This is a genomic window from Alloalcanivorax profundimaris (genome assembly GCF_015265435.1).
Taxonomy (GTDB): Bacteria; Pseudomonadota; Gammaproteobacteria; order Pseudomonadales; family Alcanivoracaceae; genus Alloalcanivorax; species Alloalcanivorax profundimaris.
In genome coordinates this window covers 150,592-167,091 of the sequence record NZ_JABJWH010000040.1, presented here as the reverse complement: position 1 = coordinate 167,091, position 16,500 = coordinate 150,592, and the positions used below count along the sequence as shown (strand labels likewise).

The 16,500-nt window shown below is 67.5% G+C and carries 17 protein-coding genes; 8 read left to right on the top strand and 9 right to left on the bottom strand.

The annotated features are described in order from the left end of the window. Positions 1 to 12: 12 nt before the first annotated feature. Positions 13 to 615 (top strand): TetR/AcrR family transcriptional regulator, encoded by a 603-nt coding sequence (locus HMJ39_RS18220; RefSeq protein WP_194298396.1) that lies wholly within the window; start codon positions 13 to 15, stop codon positions 613 to 615. Here the strand turns inward: HMJ39_RS18220 and HMJ39_RS18215 are convergent, their stop codons facing one another. The 5 genes from HMJ39_RS18215 to HMJ39_RS18195 all read right to left on the bottom strand — a co-directional run bounded on the left by HMJ39_RS18215 (position 616) and on the right by HMJ39_RS18195 (position 4,368). After that, positions 616 to 1,638, bottom strand: a complete 1,023-nt coding sequence (locus HMJ39_RS18215; RefSeq protein ID WP_194298395.1) for an alpha/beta fold hydrolase — start codon at positions 1,636 to 1,638, stop codon at positions 616 to 618. 92 nt (positions 1,639 to 1,730) lie between these two features. Continuing rightward, complete coding sequence (locus HMJ39_RS18210; RefSeq protein ID WP_194298394.1) at positions 1,731 to 3,053, bottom strand: sensor histidine kinase; 1,323 nt, start codon at positions 3,051 to 3,053, stop codon at positions 1,731 to 1,733. A gap of 2 nt (positions 3,054 to 3,055) precedes the next feature. Then, a complete protein-coding gene (locus HMJ39_RS18205) occupies positions 3,056 to 3,727 on the bottom strand; it encodes a response regulator transcription factor (protein WP_161383623.1) in 672 nt (223 codons plus the stop codon). After that, entirely contained in the window at positions 3,727 to 4,053 is a 327-nt protein-coding gene (locus tag HMJ39_RS18200) for a PepSY domain-containing protein (protein ID WP_228462460.1), read from the bottom strand. The genes HMJ39_RS18205 and HMJ39_RS18200 overlap by 1 nt, the downstream gene beginning before the upstream one ends. After that, the gene (locus HMJ39_RS18195; RefSeq protein ID WP_194298393.1) at positions 4,054 to 4,368 is read right to left on the bottom strand and encodes a PepSY domain-containing protein; all 315 of its coding nucleotides are present in this window, start codon (positions 4,366 to 4,368) and stop codon (positions 4,054 to 4,056) included. It lies immediately after the preceding gene. 232 nt (positions 4,369 to 4,600) lie between these two features. On the opposite strand from HMJ39_RS18195, the gene HMJ39_RS18190 reads away from it, so the two are divergent. Beyond that, positions 4,601 to 5,464, top strand: a complete 864-nt coding sequence (locus HMJ39_RS18190; protein WP_194298392.1) for an acyl-CoA thioesterase — start codon at positions 4,601 to 4,603, stop codon at positions 5,462 to 5,464. A gap of 87 nt (positions 5,465 to 5,551) precedes the next feature. Here the strand turns inward: HMJ39_RS18190 and HMJ39_RS18185 are convergent, their stop codons facing one another. After that, positions 5,552 to 6,838, bottom strand: a complete 1,287-nt coding sequence (locus HMJ39_RS18185) for an acetyl-CoA C-acetyltransferase (RefSeq protein WP_161383626.1) — start codon at positions 6,836 to 6,838, stop codon at positions 5,552 to 5,554. Positions 6,839 to 7,030: 192 nt separating this feature from the next. Here HMJ39_RS18185 and HMJ39_RS18180 point away from each other — a divergent pair, with 192 nt between their 5' ends. Both HMJ39_RS18180 and HMJ39_RS18175 read left to right on the top strand, forming a co-directional pair. Further along, positions 7,031 to 8,449 carry a 3-oxoacyl-ACP reductase gene (locus tag HMJ39_RS18180; RefSeq protein WP_194298391.1) on the top strand — a complete coding sequence of 473 codons (1,419 nt, stop codon included), beginning with the start codon at positions 7,031 to 7,033 and terminating at the stop codon, positions 8,447 to 8,449. 157 nt (positions 8,450 to 8,606) lie between these two features. Then, positions 8,607 to 9,164, top strand: a complete 558-nt coding sequence (locus HMJ39_RS18175) for an FxsA family protein (protein ID WP_194298390.1) — start codon at positions 8,607 to 8,609, stop codon at positions 9,162 to 9,164. Here HMJ39_RS18175 and HMJ39_RS18170 read toward each other — a convergent pair whose 3' ends face one another. The 3 genes from HMJ39_RS18170 to HMJ39_RS18160 all read right to left on the bottom strand — a co-directional run bounded on the left by HMJ39_RS18170 (position 9,165) and on the right by HMJ39_RS18160 (position 12,484). Continuing rightward, positions 9,165 to 10,193, bottom strand: coding sequence for an AraC family transcriptional regulator (locus HMJ39_RS18170; RefSeq protein WP_194298389.1), 1,029 nt, complete (start codon positions 10,191 to 10,193; stop codon positions 9,165 to 9,167). 72 nt (positions 10,194 to 10,265) lie between these two features. Then, positions 10,266 to 11,387, bottom strand: a complete 1,122-nt coding sequence (locus HMJ39_RS18165) for a fatty acid desaturase family protein (protein ID WP_194298388.1) — start codon at positions 11,385 to 11,387, stop codon at positions 10,266 to 10,268. A gap of 11 nt (positions 11,388 to 11,398) precedes the next feature. Then, the gene (locus HMJ39_RS18160; RefSeq protein WP_194298387.1) at positions 11,399 to 12,484 is read right to left on the bottom strand and encodes a flavin reductase family protein; all 1,086 of its coding nucleotides are present in this window, start codon (positions 12,482 to 12,484) and stop codon (positions 11,399 to 11,401) included. 255 nt (positions 12,485 to 12,739) lie between these two features. On the opposite strand from HMJ39_RS18160, the gene HMJ39_RS18155 reads away from it, so the two are divergent. The 4 genes from HMJ39_RS18155 (at position 12,740) to HMJ39_RS18140 (ending at position 16,499) form a co-directional block, all read left to right on the top strand. Continuing rightward, on the top strand, positions 12,740 to 13,393 hold the full coding sequence (locus tag HMJ39_RS18155; protein WP_161383632.1) for a TetR family transcriptional regulator: 654 nt from the start codon (positions 12,740 to 12,742) through the stop codon (positions 13,391 to 13,393). Positions 13,394 to 13,528: 135 nt separating this feature from the next. Further along, the gene (locus HMJ39_RS18150) at positions 13,529 to 14,404 is read left to right on the top strand and encodes a MaoC family dehydratase (RefSeq protein WP_194298386.1); all 876 of its coding nucleotides are present in this window, start codon (positions 13,529 to 13,531) and stop codon (positions 14,402 to 14,404) included. Between the two features lie 16 nt (positions 14,405 to 14,420). Beyond that, positions 14,421 to 15,512 (top strand): tRNA 2-selenouridine(34) synthase MnmH, encoded by a 1,092-nt coding sequence (gene mnmH / locus HMJ39_RS18145; protein WP_194298385.1) that lies wholly within the window; start codon positions 14,421 to 14,423, stop codon positions 15,510 to 15,512. A gap of 132 nt (positions 15,513 to 15,644) precedes the next feature. Beyond that, on the top strand, positions 15,645 to 16,499 hold the full coding sequence (locus HMJ39_RS18140; RefSeq protein WP_161383682.1) for a putative selenate ABC transporter substrate-binding protein: 855 nt from the start codon (positions 15,645 to 15,647) through the stop codon (positions 16,497 to 16,499). Position 16,500 lies beyond the last annotated feature (1 nt).

Here is a 16,500-nt window from a genome sequence, read left to right as displayed (position 1 = left end):
CCAAGGAACCCCATGTCCCGTCCCGACCGCTACCACCATGGCGACCTCCACGACACCCTGCTGCGCGAGGCCGGCGTTCTGCTCCGCGAGCAGGGCGTGGAGGGCCTGTCCCTGCGGCGCCTGGCGGAGCGGGCCGGGGTCTCGCGCACCGCGCCCTACCACCATTTCGAGGACAAGAACGCCCTGCTCTGCGCCCTGGCGGAGCGGGGTTTCCAGCGTCTGGAGGGGCTGATCGACGAGCTGTCCCTGGACCCGGCGGATCCGGAACCGGGCCTGCGCCGCTTCGTGCGCGCCTACCTGCGTTTCGCCAGCGAGGATGGCGAGCGCTACGAGTTGATGTTCGGGCGTACCCTGTGGAAGGCGGGCCGGCCCAGCGCCGCGCTGACCCGGGTGGCCCATGGCTGCTTCCGGCGCTACGTGGAAGCGATGGGGGTGGAGCGCCTCGGCGGCCCGCGCGACGGCGCCGACCCGCTGCGCGTGGCCCAGGCCAGCTGGGCCACGCTGCACGGGCTGTGCCGCCTGCTGCTGGACGGCATCTACCTGCGCCGCGAGGACATGGAGGCGGTCAGCGATCAGGCGGTGACGCTGATGCTGGCCGGCCTCACCCGCGGCTGATCAGTCGCTCCCGTTCCGGCCGTTGCCCTCGAGAAAGGTTTCCAGGGCTTCCATGTAGCGGTCGAAGGTCTCGAACTGGGGCACATGGCCGATGTCCGCCAGCTCCACCAGTTCCGCGTCGGGGATGCGCTGGGCGGCGCGCTCGCCCAGTTGCTCGTACAGGCCCAGTTCATCGCGCACCGCCTCCGGCGCCCGGCCCTTGCCCAGGGCGGTGCGATCCCGGGTGCCGATGATCAGCAGGGTGGGCAGGTCCAGGCGCGGAAAATCGTCCACCACCGGCTGGGTAAAGATCATGTCGTAGGTGAGCGCGGAGTTCCACGCCACCCGCCGGTAGTCCGGGCCGCGAATCCAGCCTTCCTGAATCGTCAGCAAGGGGTCGTAGGCGCTCTTCCATTCGCCGTCGAAATAGCTGGCGGTCATGTATTGCTTCACCTGCTCCGGCTTCTTCTTCAGCTCGCCCCGGTACCAGGCGTCCACCGGCTGGTAGGGCACGCCCTTGGCCTCCCAGTCCTCCAGGCCGATGGGGTTGACCAGCACCAGGGAGGAACTGCGCTCGGGGTACATCAGGGCAAAGCGGGTCGCCAGCATGCCGCCCATGGAGTGCCCCACCACGGTGACGTCGTCCACCTCCAGGTGATCCAGCAGGGCGCGGGTGTTGTCCGCCAGGGCGTGGAAGGTGAACTGGTGGCGGGCCGGCTTGCTGGATTTGCCGAAGCCGATCTGGTCCGGCGCCACCACTCGGTAGCCGTCGGCGACCAGGGCCTCGATGGTGTCCTTCCAGTAGGCGCCGGAAAAATTCTTGCCGTGCAGCAGCAGCACGGTGCGGCCGTTGGGCGTTTCCGGGCGCACGTCCATGTAAGCCATTTCCAGGGTCTGGTCCTGGCTGTCCAGCGCCAGGGTTTTCACCGGGTAGGGGTAATCGTAGCCGCTCAGGCGGGCGTCGAAGGCGGGCTGGTCGGCGGCCCGCGACAGCGGGCTCAGCGCCAGCGGCAGCGCCGCCAGCAATATCCAGAACAGTCGCATGGTCCCTTCTCCTTGGTTGGGTGGTTCAATCAATTGGGTGATTCAAGGAGAGGCAAGCAAACCGGGACGAAAGTTCCAGATCGGCGCCCGGTTCAGTCCGGCAGCGGCAGGCGGGCGCGCACCCGCAGGCCGCCCAGGGGCGATTCGCCCAGTTCCAGGGTGCCGCCGTAGGCGTCCACGGTGTCGTTGACGATGGCCAGTCCCAGGCCGTGGCCGGCCACCCGCTGGTCCAGGCGGCGGCCGCGCTGGAGCACCGCTTCGTGGCGGTCGGCGGCGATGCCGGGGCCATCGTCGTCCACCGTCACGCACAGATCCCCGCCGTCCCGCTCCAGGGTCAGGCGCACCTCGCCGGCGGCCCATTTGCAGGCGTTGTCCAGCAGGTTGCCGAGCAGTTCCAGCATGTCGTCCCGTTCCACCGGCTGGGGCGGCAGATCCTGGCCGCTGGCGCTCAGTGTCAGGGGCCGGTCATGGGCACGGCGCAGGGTGTCCAGCAGCACCGGCAGGTCCTGGGCCGGCTCGAAGCGGGTGGCGGCGGTGGCGCCGGCGGCCACCCGGGCGCGGCCCAGGGCCCGGCCCACGGTGTTTTCGATCTGGTCGAGCTGCTCGCTGAGCAGCCGGTACAGGTCCGGGGCTTCCCGGCGCAGGCGGTCGTCGCAGCGGTTGCGCAGCACCGCCAGGGGCGTCTTCAGGGCGTGGCCCAAGTCACCCAGGGCATGGCGGGAGCGGGCCAGCTGCTGCTCGGTATGGCGCTGCAGGCGGTTGATCTCGGTGACCAGCGGGCGCAGTTCCGCCGCCACCTTCTCGTCCAGTTCCCCGCGGCGGCCGCCACGCAGCTGCTCGATCTGCCGGCGGGCACTCTTGAGCGGCCGCAGGCCATGGCGGATCAGTGCCTGCTGGGCCAGGGCCAGTGCCACCAGCAGCACCACCCAGGCGGCCAGGGCGGCGTGTTTGAGTTCCTGGAACTTGGCCAGTTGCGGGCCGTAGTCCTGGGCCACCACCACCGTGAGCGGCCGGTCGTCGCGGCGGAATTCCGCCCGATAGCGCAGCAGTCTCTGGCCGCCGGGGCCGGGGCGCAGCCCGGTGTCCATGCCGGTGTGGTCCGGCAACGCCAGGCGCGCGTCCCACAGCGACCGGGAGCGCCAGCGCTGGTCGCCGATCAGCACCACGAAATAGCGCCCGGACAGGGGTTTGCGGTAGGCCGGATCGAGCATGTCCTCGTTCAGCACCGGCCCGCCGGGCCCGGTGACGATGGCGGCCAGGACACTGGCGGCCTCCTCGCGCAGCTGGCGGCCGCTCAGTTGGCGCTGCTCGCGGTCCAGCCACCACAGCGCCGCCTGCCCCACCAGCACCCCGGCCAGCAGCAGACTGACGAACAGGCTCAGGCCCAGCCGCCGGCCAATGGACGGGTGGCCCATGGTCACGCCGCCCCATGGCCGACGAACAGGTAGCCCTGGCCGCGCCGGGTCTGAATGGTGTCGCGGCCCAGCTTGCGGCGCAGGCGGTTGACGTGCACCTCCACCACATTGGAGTCACGCTCGCTTTCGCCATCGTAGAGATGCTCGGTAAGCGCCGCCTTGGAAAGCAGCCGGTCCGGGTTGAGCATGAAGTAGCGCAGCATGCGGAATTCGGCGCCGGTGAGTTCCATTTCCCGGTCGCCGTCCCACACCGACTGGCGCGCCTCGTCCAGGGCCAGGCCGCCGGCTTCCAGGCGACCGCCGCCGCTGCTGCCGTGACTGCGGCGCAGCACCGCCTGCACGCGCAGCAACAGTTCGTCGGGGTGGAAGGGCTTGGTCAGGTAATCGTCGGCGCCGGCGCGCAGGCCGTCCACGCGCTCCGCCCAGCTGTCCCGGGCGGTGAGGATCAGCACCGGCATGGCCAGGCCCTCGTCGCGCCAGCGGCGCAGTACCTCCAGGCCGTCCAGACCGGGCAGGCCGAGGTCGAGAATGGCCAGATCGAAGGGCTCGTCATGGGCCCGCACCAGGGCGTCGCGGCCGTCCGCCAGCCAGTCCACGGCGTAGCCGTTGTCGCGCAGCATGGGCATCAGCTGATCGGCCAGATCGACGCTGTCCTCCACCAGTAACAGGCGCATCAGTCGTCCACTTCGTCCTCGATGATCTCGCCGCTGCGGGCGTCGATGTCCATTTCCCGGACCACGCCGTCGCCGGTGAGCAATTCCAGTTCATAGACCAGCTCGCCGTCCTCGCGCTCCAGCTCCGCTTCCAGCAGGCGGGCGCCGGGGTGGCGCTCCAGGGCCACGCCCAGGATCGCCTCGAAGGAACGCACCTCGCCGCTCTGGCGCAGCCGCAGGGCCTCGTCCTGGTCCACGTCCAGGGCGCCGGCGGGGGCGGCCACCAGACACGCCAGAAAGGCGGCCAAGGCCGCCTTTCCCATGCGTTGAAGGGTATCAGGGCGCATTCAGTCGTCCCGTTCCTCGCGCAGGATTTCCGCGTTGGTGGCGTCCAGCTCCACGTCCCATTCCTGTCCCTGGGCGTCGCGCAGGTCCACCTGGTAGATGTAGCGGCCGTATTCCTCTTCCAGCTCGGTGTCCTCGATCTTGGCGTCCGGGTGGTTGGCCAGGGCCGCCTGATTGAGTTTCTCGAAGGACTGGATGGTGCCGTCATTGACCAGCTTGACCACCTGCTCGGGACCGACATCGTCGGCGTGGGCCACGGTGGTGGCGCCGGTGAAAGCAATCAGGGTGGCGAGCAGCGTTTTGTTGATGGCGTTCATGAGTGTCTCCTTTCCTCATCGGGGCAACGCGGCTCGGCGCTGCCGGTTATCGTGCGTACCGCCTGGGTACGGTTTTCACGATACGACGGCTCGCTTAATTCTCCCTGAAGCGATCCTGAACGCAAGCTGAACGGCCGGCCCGCTTGCAATGGGGCGCCGACTGGGGTGAAGTTGTCTTTTTGAAATTCGCTTTCATTTTTATAAGCCACAATTCCCACAACAAGGATACGCCATGGACACCGACCTGCCCGATCTGCTCGCCCTGCTCGACCTGACGCCCCTGGACGAAGACCGCTTCCAGGGCGAAAGCCGCAACATCGTCGGGCCTCGCATCTTCGGCGGACAGGTCATCGGCCAGGCCCTGGCGGCCGCGTCGCGCACCGTGGCGGCGCGCCCCGCGCACTCCCTGCAGGCCTACTTCCTGCGCCCCGGCGACGTCCGCGAGCCGGTCATCTACCGGGTGGAGCGGGTCCGCGATGGCGGCACCTTCTCCACCCGCCGGGTGGTGGCGGAGCAGCGCGACCGGCCAATCTTCGACATGTCGGTGTCCTTCCACCAGGCCGAGCAAGGCCCGGAACACCAGACCGCCACCTTCGAGGCGCCGGACCCGGAAGAGCTGGACACCGAACAGGCGGTGACCGCCGCTTTTCTGGAAGGCGAGGACATTTCCGAGAACTTCCGCGCCGCCCTGCTGCGTCGCAAGCCCATCGAGATCCGCCCGGTGACCCGGCGCCATCCGTTGCGTCCCGAGAAAAGCGCGCCGGTGCGCCAGGCCTGGCTGCGCGCCACCGGCCTGGACAGCGACGACCCGCTGCTGCACCAGGCGATGCTCGCCTATGTGTCCGACCACAGCCTGATGGGCGCCGCCCTGCTGCCCCACGGCGTCACCTTCCTGAGCCGGGACATGCAGGTGGCCAGCCTGGACCATACCTTGTGGTTCCACCGGCCGGTGCGGCTGGACGACTGGCTGTTCTACGACATGGAAAGCCCCATCGCCACCGGCGGGCGGGGGTTCACGCGGGGGCGCATCTTCAATCGCGCCGGGGAGCTGGTGGCCTCGGTGGCCCAGGAGGGGTTGATTAGACAACAAAGTTGAAAGTTGAAAGTTGAAACGCGGCGCAGGGCCTCGCCTTTTCGGCCAGGCCGTGCCCGCGCTTTCTCCTTTTAACTTTTCACTTTCAACTTATTTTTCCAGGATGGCGACCACGCCCTGACCACCGGCGGCGCAGATGGAGATCAGGCAGCGGCCGGAGCCCTTCTGATTGAGCAGCTTGGCGGCGTTGGCCAGAATCCGGCCGCCGGTGGCGGCGAACGGGTGACCGGCGGCCAGGGATGAACCCTTGACGTTGAGCTTGCTGGTGTCGATCTCGCCCAGGGGCTTGTCCAGACCCAGCCGCTCCTTGCAGAAGGTCTCGTCGTTCCAGGCCTTGAGGGTGCTCAGCACCTGGGACGCGAACGCCTCGTGGATTTCATAGAAATCGAAATCCTGCAGCGTCAGGCCGGCCTTCGCCAGCATGCGCGGCACCGCGTAGGCCGGCGCCATCAGCAGCCCTTCCTTCTTGCCGACGAAATCCACGGCGGCCACTTCGCAGTGGGTCATGTAGGCCTGCACCGGCAGACCGCGCTGCTCGGCCCATTCCTCGCTGGCCAACAGCACCGCCGAGGCGCCGTCGGTGAGCGGCGTGGAGTTGGCGGCGGTCATGGTGCCCTCCGGGCCGCCGAACACCGGCTTCAGGGTGCTCAGCTTCTCCACGGTGGAATCCGGGCGCATGTTGTTGTCACGCTCCAGGCCATGGAACGGGCTCATCAGGTCCTGCTGCCAGCCTTCCTCGTAGGACTTGGCCAGGTTCTGATGGGAGCGCCAGGCCAGCTCGTCCTGGGCCTCCCGGGTGATGCCCCACTCGGCGGCGGTGATCGCCTGGTGCTCGCCCATGGACAGGCCGGTGCGCGGCTCGCCGTTCTTGGGGATGTCCGGGATCATCAGCTTAGGATTGATCAGCTTGACCGCCTGCTTGAGCTTGTCGCCGGTGCTCTTGGCGCGGTTGATCTCCATGAAGATCTTGCGGGCCTGCTCGTTGACGCCCAGGGGCGCGTCGGAGGTGGTGTCCACGCCGCCGGCCACGGCGCTGTCGATCTGCCCCAGGGCGATCTTGTTGGCCACCAGGATGGCCGCTTCCAGGCCGGTGCCGCAGGCCTGCTGCAGGTCGTAGGCGGGGGTTTCCGGGGCCAGCTTGGAGCCCAACACGGATTCGCGCACCAGGTTGAAGTCCTTGGCGTGCTTCATCACCGCGCCGGCGGCCACTTCACCCATGCGCTCGCCGTGGAGTTTGAAGCGATCCACCAGGCCGTTCAGGGCGGCGGTGAGCATGTCCTGGTTGCCCACCTCGAAATAGGCGGTGTTGGAGCGGGCAAAGGGGATGCGGTTGCCACCGACGATGGCCACCTTGCGTACGTTATCACCTGCCAGCATAGTTGAAGTCCTCCACAGTGGCGTCTCCGGGTCGGGACCGCCAGATTAACAGATGAGCGCAGTCTATCTCCCCCCCGCACGGCCTCATTGGCTTGGGCGCCTACCGGCTTTTCCGGCCGGTCAATACACCTTTTCGAGGTGGGTGCTTCAATACGCGCCCTCACTACACATCGCACGGCAAAGGACAGGATCATGAGCGATACCTATCAGACGATTGCCAACTCCCCCATGGGCAAGGCCCTTTTCAACGCCATCAATCTGCCCATTCCGGTGATTCTCGAACGCTGGCAGCCCGGCCAGAAATCCTTTATCAGCGGCCGGGTGCTGGTGGGTGCCGCCCCCGGGTCCAGCGCCGTGGATACCGTTTTCGCCACCCTCAAGGGCGCGCCGGAAGCGCAACCGGCGGTGCTCGCCAACACCGGCAACGCCAGCGACCTGCAGAAGCAGGCGGCCGCCGCCGGCGTCAGCGCCGACAACTATACCGCCACCAAGGAAGACGACAGCAAGTTCAAGGCCCTGGTGTTCGACGCCACCGGCATTGAAACCCCGGAGCAGCTCAAGGCGCTGTGGGAGTTCTTCCATCCGGTGATCAAGAAACTGGACAAATGCGCCCGGGTGCTGGTGATCGGCCGCACCCCGGAAACCCTGGGCGGCGCCGCCCGGGTGGCGCAACGCGGCCTGGAGGGCTTCACCCGTTCCGTAGGCAAGGAAATCAAGAGAGGCTCCACGGTGCAGTTGGTGTACTGCGACGCCGGCGCCGAGAGCCAGCTGGCCGCGCCGCTGCACTTCTTCCTGTCACCGAAGTCCGCCTATGTGTCCGCCCAGGTGGTGCGCGTGGGCGCCTCCGGCTTCGACGCCGACGCCTTCGACTGGGACAAGCCCCTGGCCGGCAAGAAAGCCCTGGTCACCGGCGGCTCCCGGGGCATCGGCGCGTCCATCGCCCGGGTGCTGGCCCGGGATGGCGCCGAGGTCACGGTGCTGGACATTCCGCCCATGGCCGAGGACCTGAACAAGGTGGCCGAGGAAATCCAGGGCCAGACCCTGGAGCTGGACATCACCAGCGACGAGGCGCCCCGGGTGATCGCCGAGGCGGCCCGCAAGATGGGCGGCCTGGATATCCTGGTGCACAACGCCGGGGTCACCCGCGACAAGATGCTCGGCAACATGCCGGAGAACTTCTGGGACATGGTGCTGAACATCAACATCGCCAGCCAGCTGCGCATCAATGAACAGCTGGTGGCCGACGGCGCCCTGGGCGACGGCGGCCGCATCGTCTCGATCAGCTCCATCGCCGGCATCGCCGGCAACCTGGGGCAGACCAACTACGGCACCTCCAAGGCCGCCGTGATCGGCATGATCGACACCTACTCCGAGGAGTACGCCGACAAGGGCATCACCGTGAACGCGGTGGCGCCGGGCTTCATCGAAACGCAGATGACCGCCGCCATTCCCTTCACCATCCGCGAGGCCGGCCGGCGCATGAACGCCATGAACCAGGGCGGCCAGCCGGTGGACGTGGCGGAAACCATCGCCTTCTTCGCCAGCCCCGCGGCCCAGGGCCTGAGCGGCAACGTGGTGCGCGTCTGCGGCCAGATGATGCTGGGCGCCTGACACTGGATCGGCGGGCGTCCCTGGCGGGCGCCCCTGTAGGAGCGGCTGAAGCCGCTCCTACAACTGCCCCAACCGGCCTTTCCCTCCGCCCGCTCCCCCTTGAATCCCTCCGCTTCGCCGCCACCTCTGAGGAAACCGTAATGTTTTCGAGGTGCCCATGGGCTTCGGCCGTGTTTTTCTGACCATTCTGATCTTCGCCCTGGTGGAAGTGATGGTGCTTGCCGCCGTGGCGGACGTGATCGGCTGGCCGGTCACCATCGTCGCCGTGGTGACCACCGCCCTGATCGGCAGCGTGCTGTTCCGCCGTCAGGGGCTGGATACCTGGGTGCGGCTCAATGAGCGCATGAACCGGGGCGAGATGCCCGGCCGCGAGCTGGTGGAGGGCATGATGCTGCTGCTCGGCGGCGCCTTCCTGATCACCCCCGGGTTCATCACCGATGCCCTGGGCTTCGTGCTGCTGCTGCCGTTCACCCGCCGCGCCCTGGCGGAGCGGCTGATCCGGCGCGGCGCGGTGCAGGCGTTCGCCTCCCGGGGCGGCAACGGCGGCGTGTTTTTCTATCAGAGCACTCGGTGGCGAGGCGGGCCCGGCGGCGGCAACGTCTACGACGGCGACGCCAGCGTGGACCGGGAGCCGGCCAACGACGGCGACCAGCGGCGCCGCCCGCTGACCCTGGACGAGAACGAGGAGGACAGCGGGCGCGACGGCCCGCGCTGATCAGAGCTCGCCGCGCGCCTCGGCGGCGTCTTCCTCGGCCTTCATGCGCCGGTATTCGATGGGCGTCATGCCCACCCAGCGCTTGAAGGCCCGGTAGAAGGTGGACGGCTCGGAAAAGCCGGTGAGATAGACGATCTCGTCGATGGATTCATCGGTGCCGGCCAGCAGGCGCTTGGCCAGCTTGCAGCGGTAATCCGCCACCAGTTGGTTGAAGTTGGTGCCGGCGTCGGCCAGCCGGGTGCGCAACTGGCGGGCCTTGATGCCGAGCCGCTCCGCCACCTCTTCCAGATTGGCGTGGCCGGATTCCAGCAACTCGGCGATCAGCCGGTTCACCTGGGCCACCAGGTCCTGCTTCTCCAGGCGCGCCACCTGCTCGCTGGCGAGCTGCTCGTGGAGACGCAGCAGCTCCGGCTCGTGGTGGGCGGAGGACAGCGACAGCAGGGCCGCGTCGAAGTAGACGCCCACCGACGGCATGTCGAATTTCACCGGGCAGTCGAAGGCCCGTTCGTATTCCAGCAGGTCGCCCTGGATGGTGTGGCCGAAGTGCACTTCCAGGGGCTCGAAGGCGTCGTCGGTGACGAAGCGGAAGAACTTGATCAGGCCCATCATCACGCATTCGTTGAGGTGCGACAGGCGGCGACCCCAGAACGGTTGCCGCAGGAACACCCGGTCGCCTTCCCGGAACAGCTCGGCGCTGGCGGCGTCGGACAGCAGCCGCTGGTAGCTCAGCGCCCGGTCCAGGCCCTCGCCGAAATTGGGGCTGGAGAGGAACAGGTACTCCAGCACCTGCCCCTTGTACACCGGAATGTGCTTGCCCAGATGCAGGCCCACATGGGGGTCGCCGGACACCTTTTCCAACGCCTCCCAGAACCATTCCTGGCCATCGTGGGGCGTGCGCAAATCCGGTATGTCCAGTATCGAGCGGTCCAGGCCCAGTTCGGCCAGCACCGCGTCGGCATCAATATCCGCGTTGAGCATGGCCCGGTACGCCATTCGCAGGAGCACGCCGGAATCGGTCAGTTCTGCCATCCTTTTGCAACTTCCCCAACGGTAAACACCAAGTCCGCAGACTAGCATACCGTCATGGGACCCGGAACCACATCACACCGGTGCGGAATTCGCACGTCGGCGACCGGGCAGCGCCAGCCGGTGGATCCGCTTGAGGACGGTGCCGAACTGACGGCTCAGCCGGCCGGTGTTGTAGTGCAGCCCGTAGCGCTCGGCGATGGCGCGCACCCGGGGCGCCGCCTGGCGGTAGCGGTTGGACGGCATGTCCGGGAACAGGTGGTGCTCGATCTGGTGGCTCAGGTTGCCGCTCATGATATGGAACAGCGGCCCGCCTTCCAGATTGGAGGAACCCAGCAGCTGACGCAGGTACCACTGGCCCCGGGTCTCGCCGACGATCTCCTCCTCGGTGAACATCTCCGCGTGCTCGGTGAAGTGGCCGCAGAAGATGATCAGATAGGCCCACAGGTTACGGGCCAGGTTGGCGCTCAGGTTGCCGGCGAACACGAACGGGAAGAAAGGCCCGGCCAGGGCCGGGAACAGCAGGTAGTCCTTGAGCACCTGCTTGCGCACCTTCTTCATGATCTTGCGCCGCTGCACCCGGTATTCCGCCCAGCTCTTCTCGCCCTTGAGCAGCTTCTCGTACTCCAGGTCGTGGAACGCCACGCCCCACTGGAACAGCGCCGCCAGCACCCAGTTGTAGGCGGGCTGGAACAGGTACAGCGGGTTCCAGCGCTGCTCGTCGGACAGGCGCATGATGCCGTAGCCCACGTCCCGGTCCTTGCCCACCACGTTGGTGAAGGTGTGGTGCATGTAGTTGTGCGAATGCTTCCACTGCTCCGCCGGGCAGGTGTTGTCCCAGTCGTAGGTGGAGGAATCCAGGGCCGGGTCGTTGAGCCAGTCCCACTGGGCGTGCATCACGTTGTGGCCGATTTCCATGTTCTCCAGGATCTTGGACACCGACAGCAGCGCCGTGCCGGCCAGCCAGGCCGGCGGCAGCACGCCCAGGAACAGCAGGCCGCGGCCGGCCAGTTCCATGCCCTTCTGGGTCTTCACCAAACGGCGGATGTAGCGCGCGTCCGCCTCGCCCAGGTCGTTCATGATCTCCTCGCGGAGGGCGTCGATCTCGCGGCCGAAGGCCTCCACCTGGGACCGGGTGAGCCGGGTGCCACCCCGTTCAAGGATAATCGGATCCAGTTCTTCTACCTTGGCGTTCATGCAAAACCTCCTTAGAGATCCAGTTCCACGTCGCCATCGGCGCCGTGCACGCAAATTCGGATTTCCTGATCGGCCAGTTCCCGGCGGGCGCCGCTTTGCAGGTCGCGCACCCGGCCCCGGGTAACGCGGCACTTGCAGGTATGGCAGATGCCCATGCGGCAGCCGTGCTTGGGCCGCAGGCCGGCGGCCTCCGCCGCTTCCAGCAGCGACTGGGCGCCCTCGGCCTGGACGTCGCCGCCGCTGCGCGCGAAACGCACCCGGCCGCCGTCGCCGCCGCTGGCCGGCGCGCTCTGGAAACGCTCGTGGAAAAGGGGCGCGAGACCGTGCCGCCGGTGCCAATCGATCACCGTGTCCAGGAAGCCTTCCGGGCCACAGGTGAACAGCGTGCGCCCGGCGGCGTCCGGCACCTGTTCGGTGAGCCAGTGTTCATTCAGGCGACCGGCCTGGTCACCGTCCCGGGGCGTGTCGCCGGTGAGCACCAGCCGGAAATCGAGACGATCGTCCAAGGCCAGGCCACGCAGGCTCTCGCCGAGGAGCCACTGGTGATAGCCACGCTCGAAGTGGGCCCAGACCAGCTGTCCCTCATAGTTGGACGCGAGCAGGGACTTCACGATACTGTGAACAGGTGTTACCCCGGAGCCGGCGGTAAGGAACAGAATGCGCTCCGGTGCGGCTTCCGGCAGCACGAAGTCACCGGTGGCCGGGGACAGAGTGACCAGGTCCCCTTCCCGGCAGTGGTTCACCAGGTGGTCACTGACGCCGCCGGGGCCATGGCGCTTCACGGTGATCGCCGGGCGCGGGTCGGAGGGCGCCGAGGACAGGGAAAAGCAACGCTGGTGACGCACCCCGCCGATATCCACGCCAAGCATCACATGCTGGCCCGCTTTATGCGGTCTCCAGAGCCGGTTGGGCGCCAGCTCCAGGGTCACCGCCCGGTCGCCTTCGCGGCGCACCCGGTGCACCCGGGCGCGGATTTCCCGGGCCGAATGGCGAGCGTCGAACAGTGCCAGGTAGTCCTCCGGGTCGAAGGGCGTGGCCAGGGCCTTGCCCAGACGGCGCATCCAGCCGGCGGTGTCGAAACGCGTCTCCAAGTGCATGACCAACTCCGAATGTTTACAAGTGTGCACTTTTTACCGCGACCACCATTTTCAGTCAACACGTGTTCACAAATATTTTTTTACACAGGAAAATCAAGTAGTTGTATGTATCCGGGAGAGAAATTTGAATAACATGGCGAAAAATTCAGGTTTACATGAATGGCCAGGAGCCATTGCCAACGTCATGCCCTCGGCGGCCCGAAAGGTGACCGCCGTGGACGGCGCGCATAACAATCACCATCGGGGAGCCAGACCATGAGCAGAGAAACGCCGGCCCGCGGGCGGCGGCCCAAGCGCGGACGCACGCGTCAGGCGCTCATGGACGCGGCCCTGGACCTGGTGGCCCGCAAGGCCCCGTTCTCTTCGCTGAGCCTGCGCGAGGTGACCAAACGCGCCGGCGTGGTGCCCACCGCCTTCTACCGGCACTTCCCGGACATGAGCGCCCTGGGCCTGACCCTGCTGGACGAGTCGTTCCGCACCCTGCGCCAAATGATGCGCGAGGTGCGCCAGCAGGAACTGCCCAACGAGCGCATGATCCGGGGCTCCATGGAGACCTTCTTCACCTACGTGCGCAACAACCGCACCCATTTCCTGTTCGTGTCCAAGGAGCTGTACGGCGGCTCCGCCACCATGCGCCAGGCGATCCGCCGGGAAATCCGCCTGTTCGTGAGCGAGCTGGCCATGGACATGGCCCGTTTTCCGTTCCTGGTGCAGGTGAGCGCCGAGGATCTGCAGATGATGGCGTCCCTGGTGGTCAACAGCGTGGTGGCGCTCACCCAGGAGATGCTGGAGCTGGACGAGGACGACGAGGCCGGCCAGCGGGAGATGCTGATCCTGGCGGAAAAACAGGTCCGGCTGATCTATTTCGGCGTCGCCCAATGGCGTTCCGAGACCGGCGCGCCGGCCTGAGCGACGGCCGGCGGCAAATAATAGGCTCTACCAGCAACCTTTCAGGCGGAACGGCCAATCAGACGCTCCAGAGCGCTGCCTATACTGTCCCCATAGTTTTCCGGACCTTTTTTGTACAGATTCAAGGACGCTGCTATGAGTGAAGTCCACTTCCGCGAACTCCGCCACGCGCCGGCGATGCCGGTGAATTTCGCCAAGGCGGTGCTGCGCGCCGGGGTCAAGCCGGGCAAGAGTCCGACCCTGCCCAACGTGGGGCTGCGCCTCAACGACGTGGGCCTGGACAGCAAGCACCTGAAAGCCTACCGCAAGGTCTGCGGATTCAGCGCCGACGGCCGCCTGCCGGTGACCTACCCGCACATCCACGCCTTCCCGCTGCACATGGCGCTGATGATGGAAGAGGGCTTCCCGTTCCCGGCCATGGGCCTGGTGCACGTGCGCAACCGCATCACCCAGTACCGCCCCATCGCCGAGCGCGAGCAGCTCAACATCAAGTGCTCCCTGGGCAACCTGAATCAGGTGGAAAAAGGCTGGGAGTTCTCCATCTTCACCGTGGTCAGCACCGCCGGCGAGCGGGTCTGGTCCAGCGAATCGATCAACTTCTTCCGGGGTGGCGGCCACGGCCGCAAGGACGAGAAAAAAGCGTCCGGCGAGCCCACCCCGGCCACCGACACCATCGAATGGAAGGTGCCCGGCAATACCGGCCGCCGCTACGGCGCCGTGTCCGGCGACCGCAACCCGATCCACCTCTACCCGCTCACCGCCAGACTGTTCGGTTTCAAGCGCCAGATCGCCCACGGTATGTGGTCCAAGGCCCGCGCGCTGGGCCAGTTGCAGCAGCAACTGCCGGAGGAGGCGTTCCGGGTGGACGTGCAGTTCAAGCTGCCCATGTTCATTCCCGCCACCGTGAAGTTCGAGCAACAAGACGTGGACGGCGGCCTGGATTTCCGGGTGCTGGCCCGGGACGGCGTCAAACCCCACCTGACCGGTCAGCTGCGCCTGCTCGGCGACTGACCGCCGCGCTGGCGCCATGGCCGACGATACCCGCGACTACCGCGCCCTCTTTCTTAACCGCGCCCCGCTGCTGGACGTGCGCGCGCCGGTGGAGTTCGCCAAGGGCGCCTTCCCCGGCGCCACCAACCTGCCCCTGCTCGACGATGGCGAACGGCACAAGGTCGGCATCCGCTACAAGCAGGCCGGCCAGGCCGCCGCCATCGACCTGGGTAACGAGCTGGTCAGCGGCCGCGTCAAACGGGCCCGCCTGAACGCCTGGCGGCAATGGCGGGCGGACCACCCGGACGGCTACCTGTACTGCTTCCGGGGCGGTCTGCGCAGCCGCACCACCCAGGCCTGGCTGGCCAACGAAGGCATCGACGTTCCCCTGGTGGTGGGCGGCTACAAGGCCATGCGCCGCTTCCTGCTGGAAAGCCTGGACGCCCAGCTCGCCCGCCAGCCGCTGTGGGTGCTGGGCGGGCGCACCGGCTGCGCCAAGACCCGGGTGATCCGGCAACTGGACAACGCCGTGGATCTGGAGGGCCTGGCCCATCACCGTGGCTCCGCCTTCGGCCGCCGCCCCGGCGGCCAGCCCACCCAGATCGACTTCGAGAACCGGCTCGCCATCGACCTGCTGCGCCTGGCGGACCGCGGGGTGGAGCGGGTGGTGGCCGAGGACGAAAGCAAGCTCATCGGCCGTTGCTTCCTGCCCACGCGCCTGCAGGCGCGCCTCAAGGACGCGCCCCGGGTGTTGATCGAGGAACCCCTGGAGGCCCGGGTCCAGGTGACCCTGGAGGACTATGTGCTCGGCCCGCTGGACGAATACCGGCGCCATTACGGTCCGGCCCACGCCTTCGAACGGCTGGCCGGCGATCTGCTGGCAGCCATGGACCGCATCCGCAGGCGGCTGGGCGGCGCCCGGCACGAGGACCTGCGCCGGCGCCTGGCGGACGCCCTGGAGCAGCAGCGCCGGCACGGCGAGAGTGACGCCCACCGGGGCTGGATCCGCGATCTGCTGGCCGGCTATTACGATCCCATGTACGACTACATGATGAGCAAGCACCGGGACGGGGATATCCTGTTCCAGGGCACGCGGGACGAAGTGCTGGCGTTCCTGCGCGACGCTTGAAGAAAACCGGCCCGCCGCGCTGACCGGACCAGCGGCGGGCGTTGATAACGGTCCGGCCCGACTCCCCATTGAACGGAGACGACCATGCCCTTGCCGATTGCCACCCGCGCCTCGCGGGTTGCCCGTACCCTGATGGCCGCCGCCGGCGCCGCCCTGCTGCTCAGCGCCTGCGGCCCCGCCGAACAGGCGCCCACCTTCACGTTCACCGCGATTCCCGATCAGGATGAATCCCAGCTGGAAAAACGCTTCGGCCAGGTGGCCGACTACCTGGAGGAAACCCTGGAGGTGCCGGTGGACTATGTGCCGGTGAAATCCTACCCGGCGGCGGTCACCGCCTTCCGCAACGACCAGGTGCAGATGGCCTGGTTCGGCGGCCTGTCCGGTGTCCAGGCGCGCCGCCTGGTGCCCGGCTCCCGGGCCGTCGCCCAGGGCGAGGAGGACACCGCCTTCAAGTCCTACTTCATCGCCCACGCCGACACCGGCCTGGAACCCGGCGACAGCCTGCCGGACGCGTTCGCCGAGCAGCCGTCGTTCACCTTCGGCTCCAAGGGCAGCACCTCCGGGCGCCTGATGCCGGAGTACTTCTTCCGCGAACGGTTCGGCGCCGCGCCCCAGGCGCTGATCGACAAGGTCGGCTTCAGCGGCGACCACAACCGCACCCTGGCCCTGGTGCAAAGCGGCGCCTACGCCACCGGCGCGCTCAACTACAAGGTCTGGGAACGGGCCCTGGAGGACGGCAAGGTGGACACCGACAAAGTGCGCGTGATCTGGGAAACCCCGCCCTACCCGGACTACCACTGGACCGTGCGCGGCGACCTGGACGAGCGCTTCGGCGACGGCTTCACCGAACGGGTCACCGACGCGCTGCTGGCCATCGACGACCCGGCCCTGCTGGAGGCCTTCCCGCGCCACCGCTTCGTGCCGGCGTCCAACGACGACTACCAGGCCATCGAGGACACCGCCGAGGCCATCGGCCTGCTGGACTGAC

Bases quoted from the DNA above. Each gene is read 5' to 3' on its own strand.
- HMJ39_RS18190 (WP_194298392.1), top strand. From the start codon at position 4,601: ATGGACACCGACCTGCCCGATCTGCTCGCCCTGCTCGACCTGACGCCC.
- HMJ39_RS18185 (WP_161383626.1), bottom strand. From the start codon at position 6,838: ATGCTGGCAGGTGATAACGTACGCAAGGTGGCCATCGTCGGTGGCAAC.
- HMJ39_RS18210 (WP_194298394.1), bottom strand. From the start codon at position 3,053: ATGGGCCACCCGTCCATTGGCCGGCGGCTGGGCCTGAGCCTGTTCGTC.
- HMJ39_RS18200 (WP_228462460.1), bottom strand. From the start codon at position 4,053: ATGCGCCCTGATACCCTTCAACGCATGGGAAAGGCGGCCTTGGCCGCC.
- HMJ39_RS18160 (WP_194298387.1), bottom strand. From the start codon at position 12,484: ATGCACTTGGAGACGCGTTTCGACACCGCCGGCTGGATGCGCCGTCTG.
- HMJ39_RS18180 (WP_194298391.1), top strand. From the start codon at position 7,031: ATGAGCGATACCTATCAGACGATTGCCAACTCCCCCATGGGCAAGGCC.
- HMJ39_RS18195 (WP_194298393.1), bottom strand. From the start codon at position 4,368: ATGAACGCCATCAACAAAACGCTGCTCGCCACCCTGATTGCTTTCACC.
- HMJ39_RS18175 (WP_194298390.1), top strand. From the start codon at position 8,607: ATGGGCTTCGGCCGTGTTTTTCTGACCATTCTGATCTTCGCCCTGGTG.
- HMJ39_RS18215 (WP_194298395.1), bottom strand. From the start codon at position 1,638: ATGCGACTGTTCTGGATATTGCTGGCGGCGCTGCCGCTGGCGCTGAGC.
- HMJ39_RS18150 (WP_194298386.1), top strand. From the start codon at position 13,529: ATGAGTGAAGTCCACTTCCGCGAACTCCGCCACGCGCCGGCGATGCCG.
- HMJ39_RS18155 (WP_161383632.1), top strand. From the start codon at position 12,740: ATGAGCAGAGAAACGCCGGCCCGCGGGCGGCGGCCCAAGCGCGGACGC.
- HMJ39_RS18170 (WP_194298389.1), bottom strand. From the start codon at position 10,193: ATGGCAGAACTGACCGATTCCGGCGTGCTCCTGCGAATGGCGTACCGG.
- HMJ39_RS18140 (WP_161383682.1), top strand. From the start codon at position 15,645: ATGGCCGCCGCCGGCGCCGCCCTGCTGCTCAGCGCCTGCGGCCCCGCC.
- mnmH (WP_194298385.1), top strand. From the start codon at position 14,421: ATGGCCGACGATACCCGCGACTACCGCGCCCTCTTTCTTAACCGCGCC.
- HMJ39_RS18220 (WP_194298396.1), top strand. From the start codon at position 13: ATGTCCCGTCCCGACCGCTACCACCATGGCGACCTCCACGACACCCTG.
- HMJ39_RS18205 (WP_161383623.1), bottom strand. From the start codon at position 3,727: ATGCGCCTGTTACTGGTGGAGGACAGCGTCGATCTGGCCGATCAGCTG.
- HMJ39_RS18165 (WP_194298388.1), bottom strand. From the start codon at position 11,387: ATGAACGCCAAGGTAGAAGAACTGGATCCGATTATCCTTGAACGGGGT.